The 15,018-nt window shown below is 69.7% G+C and carries 15 protein-coding genes and 1 pseudogene; 8 read left to right on the top strand and 8 right to left on the bottom strand.

What is annotated here, in order from left to right; genetic code table 11:
* Nucleotides 1-40 precede the first annotated feature (40 nt).
* Nucleotides 41-1,870, top strand: a complete 1,830-nt coding sequence (locus PS467_RS32355) for an AMP-dependent synthetase/ligase (protein ID WP_311038181.1) — start codon at nucleotides 41-43, stop codon at nucleotides 1,868-1,870.
* 104 nt (nucleotides 1,871-1,974) lie between these two features.
* Nucleotides 1,975-2,097: pseudogene (locus PS467_RS32350) on the top strand (hypothetical protein); the annotation flags it as partial.
* Here PS467_RS32350 and PS467_RS32345 read toward each other — a convergent pair.
* The 3 genes from PS467_RS32345 to PS467_RS32335 all read right to left on the bottom strand — a co-directional run bounded on the left by PS467_RS32345 (nucleotide 2,037) and on the right by PS467_RS32335 (nucleotide 4,665).
* Nucleotides 2,037-2,174: a hypothetical protein gene (locus PS467_RS32345; RefSeq protein WP_311040119.1), complete on the bottom strand. Its 138-nt coding sequence runs from the start codon at nucleotides 2,172-2,174 to the stop codon at nucleotides 2,037-2,039. The pseudogene PS467_RS32350 and the gene PS467_RS32345 overlap by 61 nt on opposite strands.
* A 233-nt stretch (nucleotides 2,175-2,407) precedes the next feature.
* Nucleotides 2,408-3,919 carry a UbiD family decarboxylase gene (locus PS467_RS32340; protein WP_311038180.1) on the bottom strand — a complete coding sequence of 504 codons (1,512 nt, stop codon included), beginning with the start codon at nucleotides 3,917-3,919 and terminating at the stop codon, nucleotides 2,408-2,410.
* A gap of 65 nt (nucleotides 3,920-3,984) precedes the next feature.
* Nucleotides 3,985-4,665 (bottom strand): UbiX family flavin prenyltransferase, encoded by a 681-nt coding sequence (locus PS467_RS32335; protein WP_311038179.1) that lies wholly within the window; start codon nucleotides 4,663-4,665, stop codon nucleotides 3,985-3,987.
* Nucleotides 4,666-4,954: 289 nt separating this feature from the next.
* Here PS467_RS32335 and PS467_RS32330 point away from each other — a divergent pair, with 289 nt between their 5' ends.
* Nucleotides 4,955-5,407 (top strand): MarR family winged helix-turn-helix transcriptional regulator, encoded by a 453-nt coding sequence (locus PS467_RS32330; RefSeq protein ID WP_311038178.1) that lies wholly within the window; start codon nucleotides 4,955-4,957, stop codon nucleotides 5,405-5,407.
* Here the strand turns inward: PS467_RS32330 and PS467_RS32325 are convergent.
* Nucleotides 5,404-6,393 carry a LysR family transcriptional regulator gene (locus PS467_RS32325; protein WP_311038177.1) on the bottom strand — a complete coding sequence of 330 codons (990 nt, stop codon included), beginning with the start codon at nucleotides 6,391-6,393 and terminating at the stop codon, nucleotides 5,404-5,406. The genes PS467_RS32330 and PS467_RS32325 overlap by 4 nt on opposite strands.
* Before the next feature lie 198 nt (nucleotides 6,394-6,591).
* Between PS467_RS32325 and PS467_RS32320 the strand changes: the two genes are divergently transcribed.
* Both PS467_RS32320 and PS467_RS32315 read left to right on the top strand, forming a co-directional pair.
* Nucleotides 6,592-7,929 (top strand): MFS transporter, encoded by a 1,338-nt coding sequence (locus PS467_RS32320; RefSeq protein WP_311038176.1) that lies wholly within the window; start codon nucleotides 6,592-6,594, stop codon nucleotides 7,927-7,929.
* Nucleotides 7,930-8,012: 83 nt separating this feature from the next.
* The gene (locus PS467_RS32315; RefSeq protein WP_311038175.1) at nucleotides 8,013-9,665 is read left to right on the top strand and encodes an amidohydrolase; all 1,653 of its coding nucleotides are present in this window, start codon (nucleotides 8,013-8,015) and stop codon (nucleotides 9,663-9,665) included.
* Nucleotides 9,666-9,797: 132 nt separating this feature from the next.
* Here PS467_RS32315 and PS467_RS32310 read toward each other — a convergent pair whose 3' ends face one another.
* Together PS467_RS32310 and PS467_RS32305 are read right to left on the bottom strand one after the other, a co-directional pair.
* Complete coding sequence (locus PS467_RS32310; protein WP_311038174.1) at nucleotides 9,798-10,199, bottom strand: (R)-mandelonitrile lyase; 402 nt, start codon at nucleotides 10,197-10,199, stop codon at nucleotides 9,798-9,800.
* Between the two features lie 31 nt (nucleotides 10,200-10,230).
* The gene (locus PS467_RS32305; RefSeq protein WP_311038173.1) at nucleotides 10,231-10,554 is read right to left on the bottom strand and encodes a carboxymuconolactone decarboxylase family protein; all 324 of its coding nucleotides are present in this window, start codon (nucleotides 10,552-10,554) and stop codon (nucleotides 10,231-10,233) included.
* Between the two features lie 232 nt (nucleotides 10,555-10,786).
* Here PS467_RS32305 and PS467_RS32300 point away from each other — a divergent pair, with 232 nt between their 5' ends.
* From PS467_RS32300 to PS467_RS32290, 3 genes are all read left to right on the top strand, one after another.
* Complete coding sequence (locus tag PS467_RS32300; RefSeq protein ID WP_311038172.1) at nucleotides 10,787-11,671, top strand: helix-turn-helix transcriptional regulator; 885 nt, start codon at nucleotides 10,787-10,789, stop codon at nucleotides 11,669-11,671.
* A 104-nt stretch (nucleotides 11,672-11,775) separates the two neighbouring features.
* A complete protein-coding gene (locus PS467_RS32295; RefSeq protein WP_311038171.1) occupies nucleotides 11,776-12,153 on the top strand; it encodes a DUF2255 family protein in 378 nt (125 codons plus the stop codon).
* A 752-nt stretch (nucleotides 12,154-12,905) separates the two neighbouring features.
* Complete coding sequence (locus PS467_RS32290) at nucleotides 12,906-13,175, top strand: hypothetical protein (RefSeq protein ID WP_311038170.1); 270 nt, start codon at nucleotides 12,906-12,908, stop codon at nucleotides 13,173-13,175.
* Nucleotides 13,176-13,585: 410 nt separating this feature from the next.
* On the opposite strand, the gene PS467_RS32285 is transcribed toward PS467_RS32290, so the two are convergent.
* Together PS467_RS32285 and PS467_RS32280 are read right to left on the bottom strand one after the other, a co-directional pair.
* The gene (locus PS467_RS32285; RefSeq protein ID WP_311038169.1) at nucleotides 13,586-14,122 is read right to left on the bottom strand and encodes a carbonic anhydrase; all 537 of its coding nucleotides are present in this window, start codon (nucleotides 14,120-14,122) and stop codon (nucleotides 13,586-13,588) included.
* Nucleotides 14,123-14,435: 313 nt separating this feature from the next.
* On the bottom strand, nucleotides 14,436-14,777 hold the full coding sequence (locus PS467_RS32280; protein WP_432280662.1) for an integrase core domain-containing protein: 342 nt from the start codon (nucleotides 14,775-14,777) through the stop codon (nucleotides 14,436-14,438).
* Nucleotides 14,778-15,018: the final 241 nt, after the last annotated feature.

Below are 15,018 nucleotides of genomic sequence, written 5' to 3'. Positions count from 1 at the left end.
TCGGACCCGGGCTTGTCGGCTCTGGAAGAGAGGCCGTGTCATGGATCTGATCAATTTCGAGCCGACCCGGACGCTACCGGGACTGCTGCTCGATCGCGCGAACAGGGAACCCGACGCCGTCGCGCTGCGTTACTGGCGGGATGGGGCCATGCAGGCGATCACGTGGCGAACGTACCGGGATCGCGTGCAAGATCTCGCACTCGGCCTGGTCGCGCACGGTGTGCGGCACGGCGATCGCGTCGCGGTGATGAGCAGCGCACGCCCGGAGTGGGTGTTCGCCGCGCTGGCCGTCCAGAGTGTCGGCGGCGTCGTGATCGGCGTCTATCCGACCAACTCACCTGCCGAGATCGAGCAACTCCTCGCACACAGCGAGGCCGTCGCCTTCATCGGCGAGACGACGACGGAGCTCATCAAGGTGGCGGAGGTCGCCGCACACACACCGAAGCTGCGGCTCGTGGTGGGAATCGACGCCACTCCGCCGGAGCTGCCCGAGGTGATCAAAAGGACAACGTGGGAAGCGCTGTGCGAAGAAGGAACACGGTACGCAGCCGACAGCGCCGATCCTCTGTCCGAGCTGGTCGCCGACGGATCCGTCGACGATCCAGCGGTGCTGTTTTACACGTCGGGATCCACGGGAGTTCCCAAAGGCGTCACCCACACGCACCGCACGCTTCAGCACGCGGTTCAGACCTTCGTCGGCCTCTACCCGCAGCTCCTCCGCCACGAGCACGATGCCGTGGGCTTCCTGCCGTTGGCCCACGTGGCGCCGGCGTTGGTGTCGGTGTTCGCGCCGCTGCTCTCACGGCTGGTGGTCACATACTGCCGCATTGCTGACTACGAAGACGTGTTGCGTTCGGTGCGGCCGACAGCAGTGCTCTGGCCGCCGCGGTTCTACGAGAAGATCGCCGGCGAACTGATCGCACAGACGGAGGTCTGGCCGCGACGTCGTCGCTACGCCTATGGCGCCGCCATGTGGGCCGGCCGCAGAGTAGCCGAACGCCGCTGGTCCCGTCGTCGGCCCTCGGTACCGCTGCGGATGGCGTACGCTGCCGCACTTCGTTGGGTGTTCTTGCCACTGCGGGCAACCGTCGGAATGGATCGCATCCGCGTTGCCTACACCGCGTCTGCCGCCATGCCCGAAAGTGTCATCGCGATTTGGCAGATCTGGGGGCTCGACCTTCGCGAGAACTACGGCCTCACCGAGACCGCCGGGTGTCCCATCGCTCATTTCAACCAGCCGTTCCCCCGTCCGGGCTTCATCGGCAGAGAACTCCCGGACCCACGGTTCCAGGTGAAAGTCGCGGACGATGGCGAAATGCTGATCCGCGCGCCCCTGCTCTTCGACGGATACTGGCGCAACCCGGCGGAGACCGAGGCTGTTTTCCAGGACGGCTGGTTCCGCACCGGTGACCTGATGGAGCGCACAGCCCACGGCGACATCCGGCTCATCGGCCGGAAGAAGGACGTGATCATCACCCGAGGCGGCAAAACGATCAATCCTCAGCCCATCGAAACCCGGTTGAAGGAGAGCTCGCTGATCAACGAAGCGATCGTCGTCGGCGACGCCCGCAAGTACCTCACCGTCCTGCTCGAGCCGAGCACATCCGCAGCGGCCCGGTCGGCAGAGGTGCTGGCCGAACGCCTGCGAGCGGAGGTCGCCCGGGTCAACGCGGACCTCGCGCGCGTAGAGCAGTTGAAGGACTTTCGCGTTCTGCCGCGGTCCCTGCAAGTCGAGCGCGGCGAGCGGACCGCGAACGGCAAGATCAAGCGCAATGCCGTCGTGAACTCGTTCGCAGCGTTGATCGACGACATGTACGGCGCGAACGACGACGCGGCGATCGCACACCATGTGCGCTCGAGGCCGAACTAGGTGGTTGATCACGTGAAGACCGCGTGAAGTGAGATCGGTCCGCAGGCGTGGGAGGAGGGCATTCAGCTTGATATGTGAGCGAAGAACTGAACAACACTCGTCTGATGGCACTCTACGTGTTGATCAACGATCAGGTGGTCTCATCCCGTGCCTGCCGTGGCCGTCACTACGCCGCGACGAAGGCGTTCGTCCTCTTCTTCACCGAGGCGCTCGCGGAGGAGCTGCGGGACACCGGGGTGCGTGTCATGGGCGCCCACCCCGGCGCGACCGACACCGGTTTCTTCGACCACACCACCGCCGTCATGGACCCCAGGGTGACCGACCGGCCCGAGGTGGTCGCCGCGCAAACGCTGGACGACTTCGCCCGCGGCAAGGCCGCCTCGTATCCGGGCCGGAGGCTGCACCGGGTGAGTTCATGGGCGCCGCGGTTCCTTCCCCGTACGGCCGTCACGCGTACCGTCGCGGCCATGAACCGGAAGTTGGGCACCACGAGGTCCAGGACACCGGCGCCCCGGCGAGGTGATCCCCTGCGCGTACTCACCGAGGCGGAAGCCCTGTCGCGGAGAACCCGTAGTCGGTCCAGTTCTCGCATACGCGCTTTCGCACGTCCTCGGGGTAGGAGTGGCGGAAGCCGGCAGCCGTGCCCCGGGCGCGGCCTTCGAACTGTTCGGGCTGCAAGCAGCTCATGACGGACTTGCCGCCGCGCCCGGTGCGCACCTCCTCCTCGGTGAGGTAGGGCACCAGGGGAATCCCCGGTGCGTCCGGGTAGAGGTATTCGCCGGTGCCAGGGTGGTAGCGGGTGGCCATGGCCCACACCACCTGGTCGATGTCGGTGATGTCGATGTCGTCGGCGACCAGGATGACCTTGGGTACCAGCCATCCGGTGTGGGAGCCGAAGAGCACCTCGGCCACGGCGTCGGACAGTTCGCGTTCGCTCAGGCGCGTCCGGGCCAGCCGACGGGTGTCGACGGACACAACGATCCAGCAGGTCGCGGCTTCGTAGGAGCACCAGGCCATCGAGACGGGCAGGCCGCTGGAGCGCAACCGGTCCAGGCCGGTGGCGGCGATCATGGTGCCCCAGATCGTGTGGTTCTCCTCGGGGGGCAGGCCCGCGACACAGATCGGCAGGATCGGGTCGTCGCGGAAGGTGATGGCCTCGACGTGGAAGACGGGCTGGGGCCTGCCCTCGGCGAACTGGTAGCCGTGGTACTCCCCCATCGGCCCTTCGGGGGCGGTCTCGTCGGGGCTGATGTACCCCTCCAGCACGATCTCGGCGTTGGCCGGGACGTACAGGTCGTTGGTCTCGGTGCGGACCACTTCGACCGGGCTGCCGGTCAGGGCGCCGACGTAGCCGCTCTCGTCCACTTCGGCGGGAAGGGGCATGCCGGCCGCGGCCAGGGCGGCGGGCGGTGCGCCGAGCACCATCGCCCAGGGGGTGCGCTCGCCCCTCTCGCGCCACATCCGGTGGATGGCGCCGAGGTGCTGCTGGGGCATGCACGGGCCGACCAGGGTGGTGCGGCCGTGGAGCATGGTCCGGCTGATCGACCAGCTCGTCCACCGGCCGTCGGGGGTGGCCACCACGTGGAAGCCGTAGGTCCCGAGGTACCGGCCGCCGTCCCGCTCGTGCAGCAGCGGAACGGGGAATCGCTCCAGGTCGACGTCGTCCCCGGTGAGGACGTTCTCCTTGCACGGTCCGGTGTCCACGACCCGGGGGGCGACGGGGTCGGCGTGCATGGCGGAGATGAGCTTTTCCAGCAGCTCGCGCGGCGTGGTGTCACGGGGCAGACCGAAATGTGCGGCGAGCCGGCCGTAGGTGCCCTTCCGCGCACCGCTGAGGCCGGCGGGCGCACCGAGAATCCGGAATCCCGCCTCGGCCCCGGACAGGTTGCTGAAGAGCGGGGCGGGGCTCCTCGTTTCGTAGACGCGCCTGGTGATGGCCGCGGCCTCCAGGGTGGGACTGACCGGGGTGCGGATGTCCACCGCGTCACCTTCCGCGAGCAACTCCTCCACGAAGTCACGGAAGTTGAGTGCGGTGCCGTGCTGTGTCATGGCTGGGCCTTTCCTGGCGTGAGAAGCGAGAGGGGCCGGCGGTGCGGCCGCGGCGTGAACGGAGTTCAGGAGGGCGGGGTGGGGTCCGACGGGGTGCCGGGAGATCCCGGAGCGATGGCGTGGCCGCCCACGAGGCGGCCGTTGAGGTCGCGGGCGCCGCGAGACGGCCGGGATCGGCGGACCGGCTTCACCGTCCCCTGCCACCGGCGCGCAGTGGGCAGGTCCAGGCCGAACTGGTCGAGGACGCGGGCGACGATGTGCTCGACGAGGTCGTCAAGGGTGGCGGGCTGGTTGTAGAACGCGGGCACTGGCGGCATGATCACGGCGCCCATCCGGGTCAGCTCGAGCATGTTCTCCAGGTGCACGGCCGACAGGGGAGTCTCCCGGGCCACGAGAACCAGCCGGCGCCGCTCCTTGAGCATCACATCCGCGGCACGGCCGATGAGCCCCTCGCCGCAGCCGGTGCGGATCGCGGCAAGCGTCTTCATGCTGCACGGCACGACCACCATTCCGTCCACCCGGAACGATCCGCTGGAGACCGGAGCTCCCTGATCATCCGGGCTGTGGGAGACCGTGGCCAGGCTCTCGAGGTCACGCGCCGAGGAGTTCGTCTCCTGTGCCAGCGTGACCCGCGCCCACCGGCTGACGATCAGATGGGTCTCGACGCCCAGGTCTTTGAGGGCCTCCAGCAGGCGCACCCCGATCGGCGCACCAGTGGCCCCCGTCATCGCCACCACCAGCTTCACTCCGCGACCTCCTCCGGCAAGTTAGGACGTGTACGTCCTATACCGCCGAGCGTAAAGGACGTGTACGTCCTCATCAAGTTGTTCCCGAGTTCCGTGGCCCGCGGGCGTGCGCGGCTGCGGTGAGCGGCGTCCGCGCAGGTCCGGCGAGGCGTCCACGCAGGTCCGGTGAGCGGTGTCCGCGCACGTCACGGCGTTGCGGATACGCGCGACCCGGGAGAGGCGCGGGCCCACGTATCCTCCATGGAGGATTGCGTACGTCCTCGTCGAATCAGCAGCGGAGGCGCCGACCATGGGCCACGAGAACGCGGAGCGCCACGCCCTGCTCGAGGCCATCGGAGGGGTCGGCCCTCTGGCGCGGCGGCTGAACCAGGTGCACACCCGGCTGTGGTACGAGCAGGTGCACCAGGACCTCACCGGGCCGCAGTTCACCGTGCTGAGCCTGCTGGACGCCCACGGAGACATGGACCAGGGCACACTCGGCGCGCTCGCGCATCTCGACAAGTCGACTGCCGCTCCGCTGCTCGAACGGCTGCGCCGACGGGGCCTGGTGGACATCACCAGGGACGAGCGCGACCGGCGGCGCAAGCTGGTGCGCATCACCGACGACGGCCGGGAGCTGGCCGTCCGCCTCGCCCCCGCGGTGGTCGGGGTGAACGAGCAGATGCTCGCGCCGTTCACCGCCGAGGAGCGGGACCAGTTCTTCGGTCTCCTGCGCCGGGCGGTCGAGCGGGCGGAACGCTAGGAGCCGGCCGCGCCGCGAGGCTCCCCGCCTCCGCGTCCGGGCGCCGCTTCGGGCGGAGGCCACGCCGGGGACCGGCTCGGTGCCGTGGCGTCCACGTGCCCCGGGAACCGCTGGACGCGGTGGGCGATGTGGGTCCGCAAACCGTCGATCAGGGCGTGAATGGAGGCGCGGGCGTAGTGGGAGGCGTCCCAGCCGGCGTACAGGGGCACGGTGAGGGGCCCGTCGGAGGTGTGGACGATCAGTTCGCGCAGCCCGAAGCGCGCGTCATCGGTGACCAGGCAGACTCCTCGGCCCCGTGCGGCGAGGGCCTGGGCGAAAGCGGGGGAGCCGCTCTCGGCGATGTCCGCGGGGCTGAGGTTCGCGCGGCTGACGGCCTCGTCGACGACCAGCCGGGCAACGTGGGAGCGGGGCATCACGATCAGTGGCTCGGTGACCAGTTCCGCGAGGGTGACGGTCGCGCGCTCGCTCCAGGGGTGGTCGGGGGGCACCTGCGCGATGACGGGGGTGCGGCCCAGGAACGCCGACTCCAGGGGAGCCGGGGCCGGGCTGGTGGAGACGCCGAGGTCCGCGTCGCTGCGCAGCAGCGTGTCGAAGACCCTGCTGGGCTCCTCCTGGATGGCGTCCTGGAGGGTCGGCCCGGCGGCGCCGCCCTCCGCCATGAACGGAGCCAGGAGGTACGCCACCGTGGGGGCGGACGCGACGACGGTGAGCGCCGCCCCTTCCCCCCTTCCTACGGCGGCCATCGTCTCGGCGGCCTGCTCGGCGCGGCGGACCAGGTCCCGCGCGACGGGGCGGAAGCGGTGGCCCGCGGCGTTCAGGGTGAGCGAGCCGGGACGGCGGGTGAACAGCACGACACCCAGCTCCTTCTCCAGGCCGCTCAACTGGCGGGAGAGAGAAGGCTGGGTGACATGCACCTGGCGCGCCGCCGCCGTGACCGACCCCGCCTCGGCGACGGCGAGGAAATAGCGCAGCACCCGCAGTTCCATGAGGGCCTCCCGAGGTTTCGCCCTGCCCATGCCCCACAGGCATGGTTTCTGTAGAAACCAAGCATTAGACGGCATGAGCGCCCGAAATCAAACTGTGGCTGTCCGCTCAACGTCCCGGCCCCTCCGCCGAAGGGCTCGGTCGGTCCTCATCCACCGCCCGGTGCACTCGCCCGAGGGCCCGCTCCGTCCGGAGGCCCCATGAACGCTCCCCAGCCCGCCGCTGCCGCCGGGACCGCAGGCGCTCCTCGCCAGGCCCGTCGCGCCGGCCTCGCCGCATTCGTCGGCACGACCATCGAGTGGTACGACTTCTTCATCTACGGCACCGCGTCCGCGCTCGTCTTCGGAAAGCTCTTCTTCCCCGGTGTGTCACCGGCTGCGGGCGTGCTGGCCTCCTTCGCGACCTTCTGGGTCGGATTCCTGGCCAGGCCGCTCGGCGGGATCGTCTTCGGCCACTTCGGAGACCGGATGGGCCGCAAGGGCACGCTGGTCACCACGCTGGTGATCATGGGCACCGCCACGTTCCTGATCGGACTGCTGCCCACACACGCCCAGATGGGGATCGCCGCGCCCCTGCTGTTGGCACTGCTGCGGGCCGTGCAGGGCATCGCCGTGGGCGGAGAATGGGGCGGCGCCGTCCTGATGGCTTCGGAGAACGCCCCCAAGGGCCGGGGGTCGCTCTACGCGATGCTCGCGCAGCAGGGCTCCCCGGCCGGGGCGATTCTCGCCACCCTGGTCTTCCTGGCCGCCGCCACCCTGGACGACTCCGCCTTCATGTCCTGGGGCTGGCGCGTGCCGTTTCTGCTGTCCGGGCTGCTCGTCGTGGTCGGCCTGATGATCCGCCTGAAGGTCGCGGAGTCCGAGGACTTCGCGCAGGTCAAGGAGAGCGGCGACGTGGTGAAGCTGCCGATCGCCGAGGTGCTGCGGACGGCTTGGCGGACGGTGCTGCTCGGCATCGGCGCCTCGATCATGGGAATCTCGGCGGCCTATTTCACCAACACCTTCGTCCTGTCCTGGACCACCAACGAATTGCACATGGACCGGCAGACGATGCTGTACATCCTGCTCGCCATCTCCGTGGTGCAGTTCCTGTGGCAGCCGATCGCCGCCCTGATCTCCGAGCGGGTCGGCGAGAGCCGCTTCATGGTGTGCTCCCTGCTCGGCAACGTCGTCGTAGCGGTCCCCATGTTCATGCTGGTCAACACCGCGCGTCCGGTCCTGGTCTTCTGCGGCATCGCGCTCGGCATCGTCAGCGGCTCCGGGTACTACGCCGTCCTGGCCGGATTCCTCGCCCGCGCCTTCCCCTCCCGGTTGCGCTACACCGGGATCTCGCTGTCGTACCAGCTCTGCTCGACACTCATCGGCGGCACCACGCCGCTGGTGGCCCAGGCCCTGCTGACGTCCGGTGGCGGCTCCGTCTGGCCCGTGGCCGGGTTCTACGCGGCCCTGTTGCTCGCCACCACGGCGTGCGTCGCCGCGCTCGCCCGCCTCACCGGGCGGCACGCACCGCGGTCGCGGCCGGTGCCGGCGGCCGTCTGACGGCCCTGTCCCGCCCCGGCGGCCGCCGCGCGAGGGCGCTGCGCCGGCCGCCGCACACTACCCCCCTCAAGGAGTTGACCACCGTGCGTCTCGACGCTGTCTTCCACAACGGACGTTTCACCACCCTCGACCCCTGCCGTCCCGCCGTCCACACCATCGGCGTCCTCGGTGGCCGTATCGCGGCCCTGGACGACGAGGTGGCGGGATGCACGGCCGATGTGGTCGTGGACCTCGGCGGCGCGCACGCCGTCCCCGGTTTCAACGACGCCCACCACCATCTCAGTCTGGTCGGCAAGGGTCTGCGCGAGCTCGACGTGTCCTATGCCGTCACGCCGAGCCTGGAGGCCCTGTACGCGGCGGTGGCGGAGCGCGCCGCGACCCTGCCCGAGGGCGCCTGGGTGCTGGGCGCGGGCTACGACCAGAACAAGATCGGTGCACATCCCACCGCCGAGGGGCTCGACAAGGCCGCCCCGGGCCACCCGGTGTGGCTGGTGCACACCTCCCACCACATGGGCGTGGCCAGCACAGAGGCGTTCAGGCGGGCCGGCTTCGCCGACCTGGCCGCCGTGCCCGACACCTCCGGCGGCCAGGTCGTGCGCGACGCCGCCGGGCGGGCGGAGGGGCTGCTCCAGGAGACCGCGATGGGGCTGGTCGAGCGGGCACTGCGTCCTGAGCCCGCCGCCGAGTGGACCGCGAACATCGCCGCCGGCGCGCGAGCCGCCCTCGCCGTCGGCCTGACCAGCGTGACCGAGCCGGGCATCGGGGTCACGGACGGCATCGGCAACGGCCCCGCCGACCTGGACGCCTACCTGCGGGTGCGGGAACGTGGCGAGCTCGGCGTGCGCATGACCGTCATGCCGTACATCACCGCGTTGCACGACTGCGGTGTCTTCGAACCGGGCTCCCACTGGTACGGGCTCGACCTCGGCCTGCGGACCGGGTTCGGTGACGAGTGGCTGCGCGTCGGGCCGACGAAGATGATGTCGGACGGTTCGCTGATCGGCCGGTCGGCCGCGATGGCTTGCGACTACCACGACTCTCCCGGCAACAGCGGCCTGCTCCAGCATGACCCCGAGCAGATCCGCCGCTCCATCGGCGAGGCACATCGCTGCGGCTGGCAGATCGCCACGCACGCGATCGGTGACCGGGCCCTGGACATCGTCCTGGACGCCTACGAGGAGGCGCAGCGGCGGCACCCGCGAGCCGATGTGCGCCACCGGGTCGAGCACGCCGCGGTCACCTCGGACGCACAGGTCGCCCGGATCGCCGGGCTCGGGCTGATCCCGGTGCCGCAGGGCCGCTTCCTGTCGGAGACCGGTGACGGGCTGCTCGCCGCCCTCGGACCGGTCCGCGGCCAACTGGCCTACCGCATGCGCTCGTTCCTGGACGCGGGGATCGAGCTGCCCGGATCATCGGATGCGCCCGTCGTCGCGTCCGACCCGCTGCTGAGCATCCACGACATGGTCAACCGGCGGACCGCCTCGGGTGCGCCGATCGCCCCGCACGAGGCGGTGACGGCAGCGGAGGCGCTGCGCGCGTACACGATCGGCTCCGCCCACGCGGTCCACGAGGAGCACGTCAAGGGCGCTCTGTCCCGGGGCAAGCTCGCGGACTTCGCCGTCCTCAGCGACGACCTCCTGGGCGTGGCCCCGGACCGCATCGCGGGCGTGACGGTCGGGGCCACCGTCGTCGGCGGCCGGATCGCCCACGACACGGGAGCGCTGAGGGTCTCCTGAACCCCTGCGATGCCCTCCTGCCGGGCACGGCTACGGACGATCCGGTCCCCTGGCCTCCGGCACGCGGCGCGGCCCGCTCCGGGAGCGGGACGTCGGCCGTGCCGTCGTCAAGGAACTCCTGGGGCGTGGGTTTCAGCGGCGGGTGCTGGTGCGCGGGCCGCCGTATTCGGTGTCGGTGACGTGCTCGAGCCAGTCGACCTCGTCGGTCTCCCACAGCGCGAGGTGTGTCATGAAGTGGTCCGGGGCGGCGCCGTGCCAGTGCTCCTCCCCCGGCGGGGTCCAGATCACGTCGCCGGGGTGGGCTTCGAGGACCTCACCGCCGCGGGACTGGATCAGGGCGATGCCCTCCACGATGTAAAGGGTCTGCCCCAGGCCATGGGAGTGCCAGGCGGTCCGGGCACCGGGCGCGAAACGCACCGCGTTCGCGCGGGCGCGGGAGGGCTCCTCGCCGCGGTGGATCACATCGGCCCACGCATCCCCGGTGAACCACTCGGCGGGCAGTTTCATCGTCGGCTGCTTGTTCAACAGTTCCATGAGGTGGTGCTCCTTGCGGCACGTCGCGCGGTCAGGCGGCAGCCTGCTCGTCGGCGATCTGCTTGAGCCGGGTGATCGCGGTCATGGCGTTCGGCCATCCGGCGTAGAAGGCGAGGTGGGTGATCGCCTCGGACAGCTCCGCCACGCTCAGCCCGTTCTCCAGCGCCACCCGGAGGTGGTAACCGAGCTGCTCGCCGCGGTACAGCGCGGCGAGCACGCTCACGGTGACCAGGCTGCGGTCACGCGGGGAGAGCCCGGCCCGCTCCCAGACGTCGCCGAAGAGAACCTCATCGGTGACCTCGACGAGCTTGGGCGCGATTCCGGCCAGCTCCTGGGGTGCGGACTGCTTCGCCATAGGACGACTCCTCATGTGGTGAAAGTCTGGAAACCGGGCATCCGTGCCGTGGTCAGGGGCCCGTCCCGACGGCCCGAAGCCTCTCGGCGGCCTTTGCGGGGTGGGTGCGCCGGGGGCCGCGGCAACGCCCACTACCGAGGAAACCGCGGGTCACGCGCCTGAGGAAGGTACGGCTGTGCCAGGTACTGACAGGACCCCCCTCGTCTGTGCCGTCCGCCCTAGCCTGGAACACGTGAGTACCGAGAGCGACATCCGCGAGTTCCTGGCCTCCCGGCGCGCGAAGGTCACCCCGCGGCAGGCCGGACTGCCCGCCTACGGCAGCAACCGGCGCGTGCCCGGTCTGCGCCGCGAGGAAGTCGCGATGCTCGCCGGTGTCAGCGTCGACTACTACGTTCGCCTCGAACGGGGCCATCTCGCCGGAGCCTCCGAGGAAGTCCTCGACGCCGTCGCGAACGCCTTGCGGCTCGACGAAGCCGAGCGTGCACACCTCTACGACCTGGCCCGCGCCGTCGCCAGGCGTCCCTCCCGCCGCACCAGACGCCCCCGGGGGCCGCTCCCGGAGAGCGTCCTGCGCGTCCTCGACTCCATGACCGACTCCCCGGCCTTCATCCGCAACGGCCGCGTCGACATCCTCGCCGTGAACCGCCTCGGCCGCGCCCTGTACGCGCCGCTGTTCACCGATGACACCTCGCGCCCGGTGAACATCGCCCGCTTCCAGTTCCTGAACCCCCGCGGCCGCGACTTCTTCCCCGACTGGGAGCAGTCCGTGAACACGACCGTCTCCCTGCTGCGCACCGAGGCCGGACGGGCTCCCGGCGACAGCGATCTGACCGGGCTCATCGGCGAGCTCGTCACCCGCAGCGAGGAGTTCCGTACCGCGTGGGCCAAGCACAACGTGCGCCTGCACCACACCGGTCGCAAAGCCTTCCGTCACCCGGCCATCGGTGAGATCACCCTCGACTTCGACGCCATGGAACTGCCCGCGCAGCCCGGCCTGACCCTGACCGCGTACAGCGCCGGACCCCACACCCCGGGCCACGACGCGCTGCGGCTGCTGGCCACCTGGGCGGCCACCGAGGACGTATCCGCGGACGCCGGCCGCGCCGGCAGGCGCTGAACAGGGTCCTCGGCAGCCGGGTCCCGCTCCCCGCACGGCCCGGGAGGAAAGACCCGGGCAGGACAACGCAACGCCCGTGCCCGCACCACGAAGGAGGCCGGTTCATGAACACCTGGAAGACCGAGACGCTGAAGCGCATCGCCGCGGCCGAGGAACTGCGCATCGCCCCTCGCCGCGACGACGGATCACTGCGCGAGCCCACCACCATCTGGGTCGTACGGGACGGCGACGAGCTGTACGTCCGCTCCTGGCGCGGAACCGGAGGCACCTGGTGGAAAACCGCCCAGGCCACCCACGCCGGCCACATCGCCGCCGGCGGAGTCGAAGCCGACGTCACCTTCGCCCCCGTCGGCGACCCCGCGATCAACGACCGGGTCGATGCCGCCTACCAGGCCAAGTACGGCCACTACAGCGGCTACGTCGAGCCCATGGTCGGCGAACAGGCCCGCGCCACCACGCTGCGCCTGGCCCCGCGGTCCTGAAGAACAGCACCGAGCCCCCACCCCGCGGGCGGGGTGGGGGCTCGTCCTCTGAGCGCTGGGCAGGCCTTGCACCTGCATCTCCCCGCAGGAAGCGGGGCGCCTTTCCTTGGACCACCAACGCACGTCCGGCTGCCCGGAGTTCGGGCGGCCTCGTCGTGATCAAGTGTAGCGCACGGTACCCACCGGTTTTACGGGCGGCGCCGTGGCACGGTGCCGCGTTCCTCAACGGCGGGCAGCAGCGGCGGTTCACCGCTCGTCGCGGCAGACCAGCAGGAGGGGTCGATCGCCGATCTCTTCCCGGCGGACCCGGGCCTTCGCCGAGGCGGACCGACCGGGCGCGGAACTGGCGGGATTTCACCGGGATCTCGGCCGACGCCGAAGGAGCCATCAGCCGGGCCCGATCCGGCACCCCAGGGTCCCGGTCGTCACCGCCAGGCGCTGGCCTCGGTCGCCTCGCCGAGTATGCGCGCAGCGCCGCAGTGGACCATCCACTCTCCGTGTACGTACGCGAGGAAGTCATCCTGCCCCCTCTCGACCAATGGATCGCCACAGCCTTCGCCCCCGACGGCTGACAGCCACTCTCCGTGCACTACAACAAGCCCAGGAAACAGACACCGCGCCCGATACGGCTGCCGAAACCGTCCGCCGCGCTGTTGCCGACTGCAAGCGCCGTATCACCCGGTACCGGGCCGCACTCGACGCAGGAGCCGGCACAGAGCGAGAAGACAGCAGCCCCGCAGGATCTCCTCGCCATGGCACGGAGCCGGACGACGAACCTCACGACCGAGCAGATCCAGCGGATGGTCACCGAACTCGGCTCCGTCAAGGACCGGCTCCTCGCCGCCGCCCCCGGACGCAAGCAGCCCCTGTACGAGAGCCTCGGACTCGCACTGATCTTCGACGTGAAAAAGAGGACCGTGATCGTGGAATCACAGCCCTCATGTACGTATGGAGAGTGTCCGAGGACCGACACGCACCATACGCACACACCGCTCTTGCGCGGTGAGCTGTTTCTGCCGTAGTGGACTACGGCCCGCCGCTGCCACATCCGCGTCCGGCGGCGGCACGTCATGGCGTGGAGCCCGCACCGGAACTCCGGCCGTCGGGCGGCGCTTTCACGTGGATTCTGCGGTCGACTGAACTGACGACGCTCTTCCCTCACTGACTGGTCTCCGCGAGACCTTCGGCTTCGTTGCTCTCCGCGGTGTGGATGTACCTGGACGAGCCAGAGCGTATCGATGCCATGGTGGCCTGGACCCACATCGAGCGGCCGGTGATGAGCACCCGGATTCCGGTCGTCGGCAACGGCGTCACGCACCCTCACGCTACGCTGCGCGCCTGCGCGGGCCGCGGTGATGGCGCTGTGCGGTTCACCGGACCTCGGTCACAGCGGTGTCGGCCAGCTGGACCGACGCTGAGCGTCCGCGATCACTCACTGGACGACCGTGGTGACCCTCCCCGTGGCGAGATCATAGGCGTAGCCGCCGACCGCGATGTTGCCGATGCCCGGCGCGAGCTCGGGCGCCGAGCGCAGCTTGGCGACGTCCTCCTGGACCGTTTTGGACGGTTCCAGGACGGCCATCTTCAAGGAGGTCTGCTCGTCCCAGCCGCCGCGTGCGGCGTAGCCGGCGCGCAGGTCATCGTCGGCGAGCAGTCCCGAGCCGCAGTCGGTGTGGTGGATGACGGCGATCTCGAACCAGTCCGCGTCGGGGGTCTTGTTCTCGTGCAGGTGCACGATCCAGGCGAGGTCCCTGATGACCGCGGGGGTCACGCGGCCGCCGACGTTGCGCGCGACGATCGCTTCCCCGAGCCGGACGCCGAGGACGGCCGCGGGCTCCACGCGCGGGTCGATACAGGTGATCAGGTACACCTGTCCGAACGGGACGAAGGGAATCCCGGGGACGTCGGCCTGGGCGCCGGAGGCCGCGAAAGCGCGGTTGCGCTCCAGGTACGGGGTGATGTTCGACATGGCTGGTCCCTTCAAGATCAAGAAACCTTGGACACTCTGACTTGAAGTAGCGGTCACACACATTCATGCATGCCGAAAGGAGTACCTCATGCTCACTTCGCTTCCCCTCGTATACCTGTTACTCATGGCCGCCGCGGCGACATTCCTTTCTCCTTCGCCATGGCCAAGTGGATTCCGGTCCGAAAGGGCAAACGGCATGGCCTCTCATATCTTTAGCATGCTGTCTCGGGCATGATTCTGGTCGGTCGACTCCAATACCAGAACTGGTCGGCGCAGCACATGCTGGTTCTGTACTCCTTCGGATGGATCGGAGTCACGATCGGCCTGGCATGGATAATGCGGCTGACGTCAGCGTAGTTGGTGTTGTTCGGGACGCGGTTTCGTAGACGATCGGGCTGCGGTGCCCCAGGCGGGAGTGACGGCGTCGGGTGATGTAGCGGTGCAGCCAGCGGAACGTGTCGAGGCGGGCTTCGCACTCACTGAACCAGGTCTTGCGGCCCTTGAGCGTTTCGCGTTTGAACGTTGCCTTGAAGGACTCGGCGAGCGCGTTGTCCGCGCTGGAGCCGATCGCGCTCATGGACAACAGGACGCCGGCTCTGCGGCAGGCGTCGGCGAATGCCCGGCTGGTGTACTGGGCGCCGTGGTCAGTGTGCACCGATCGCCGAGGCGAGGCTGCCGCGGGTCTGCTCGGCGGCGGCCAGGCCACCGGTGACGAGATCGGTGCGCATGTGATCCGCGATCTCCCAGCCGGTCAGGCGGCGCGAGGCGAGGTCGATCAGGCTATTAGCCTCCGCCTTTCACTTGCGGTGGCGTCCAGGTCTTGAGCGGAAACACGAAAGTGCCTTCTGGGCTTTGGTGATGAGGCTTGTCTAGGTGTTGCGGGCCAAGACGTTGAT

It is taken from the genome of Streptomyces luomodiensis, assembly GCF_031679605.1.
Taxonomy (GTDB): Bacteria; Actinomycetota; Actinomycetes; order Streptomycetales; family Streptomycetaceae; genus Streptomyces; species Streptomyces luomodiensis.
The sequence above is the reverse complement of the archived record's forward strand: the minus strand, read 5'-3'. Positions and strand labels throughout refer to the sequence as shown.

Bases quoted from the DNA above. Each gene is read 5' to 3' on its own strand.
- PS467_RS32290 (WP_311038170.1), top strand. From the start codon at position 12,906: ATGGCACGGAGCCGGACGACGAACCTCACGACCGAGCAGATCCAGCGG.
- PS467_RS32330 (WP_311038178.1), top strand. From the start codon at position 4,955: ATGGGCCACGAGAACGCGGAGCGCCACGCCCTGCTCGAGGCCATCGGA.
- PS467_RS32340 (WP_311038180.1), bottom strand. From the start codon at position 3,919: ATGACACAGCACGGCACCGCACTCAACTTCCGTGACTTCGTGGAGGAG.
- PS467_RS32325 (WP_311038177.1), bottom strand. From the start codon at position 6,393: ATGGAACTGCGGGTGCTGCGCTATTTCCTCGCCGTCGCCGAGGCGGGG.
- PS467_RS32295 (WP_311038171.1), top strand. From the start codon at position 11,776: ATGAACACCTGGAAGACCGAGACGCTGAAGCGCATCGCCGCGGCCGAG.
- PS467_RS32310 (WP_311038174.1), bottom strand. From the start codon at position 10,199: ATGGAACTGTTGAACAAGCAGCCGACGATGAAACTGCCCGCCGAGTGG.
- PS467_RS32345 (WP_311040119.1), bottom strand. From the start codon at position 2,174: ATGACGGCGGTGGTGTGGTCGAAGAAACCGGTGTCGGTCGCGCCGGGG.
- PS467_RS32320 (WP_311038176.1), top strand. From the start codon at position 6,592: ATGAACGCTCCCCAGCCCGCCGCTGCCGCCGGGACCGCAGGCGCTCCT.
- PS467_RS32285 (WP_311038169.1), bottom strand. From the start codon at position 14,122: ATGTCGAACATCACCCCGTACCTGGAGCGCAACCGCGCTTTCGCGGCC.
- PS467_RS32305 (WP_311038173.1), bottom strand. From the start codon at position 10,554: ATGGCGAAGCAGTCCGCACCCCAGGAGCTGGCCGGAATCGCGCCCAAG.
- PS467_RS32355 (WP_311038181.1), top strand. From the start codon at position 41: ATGGATCTGATCAATTTCGAGCCGACCCGGACGCTACCGGGACTGCTG.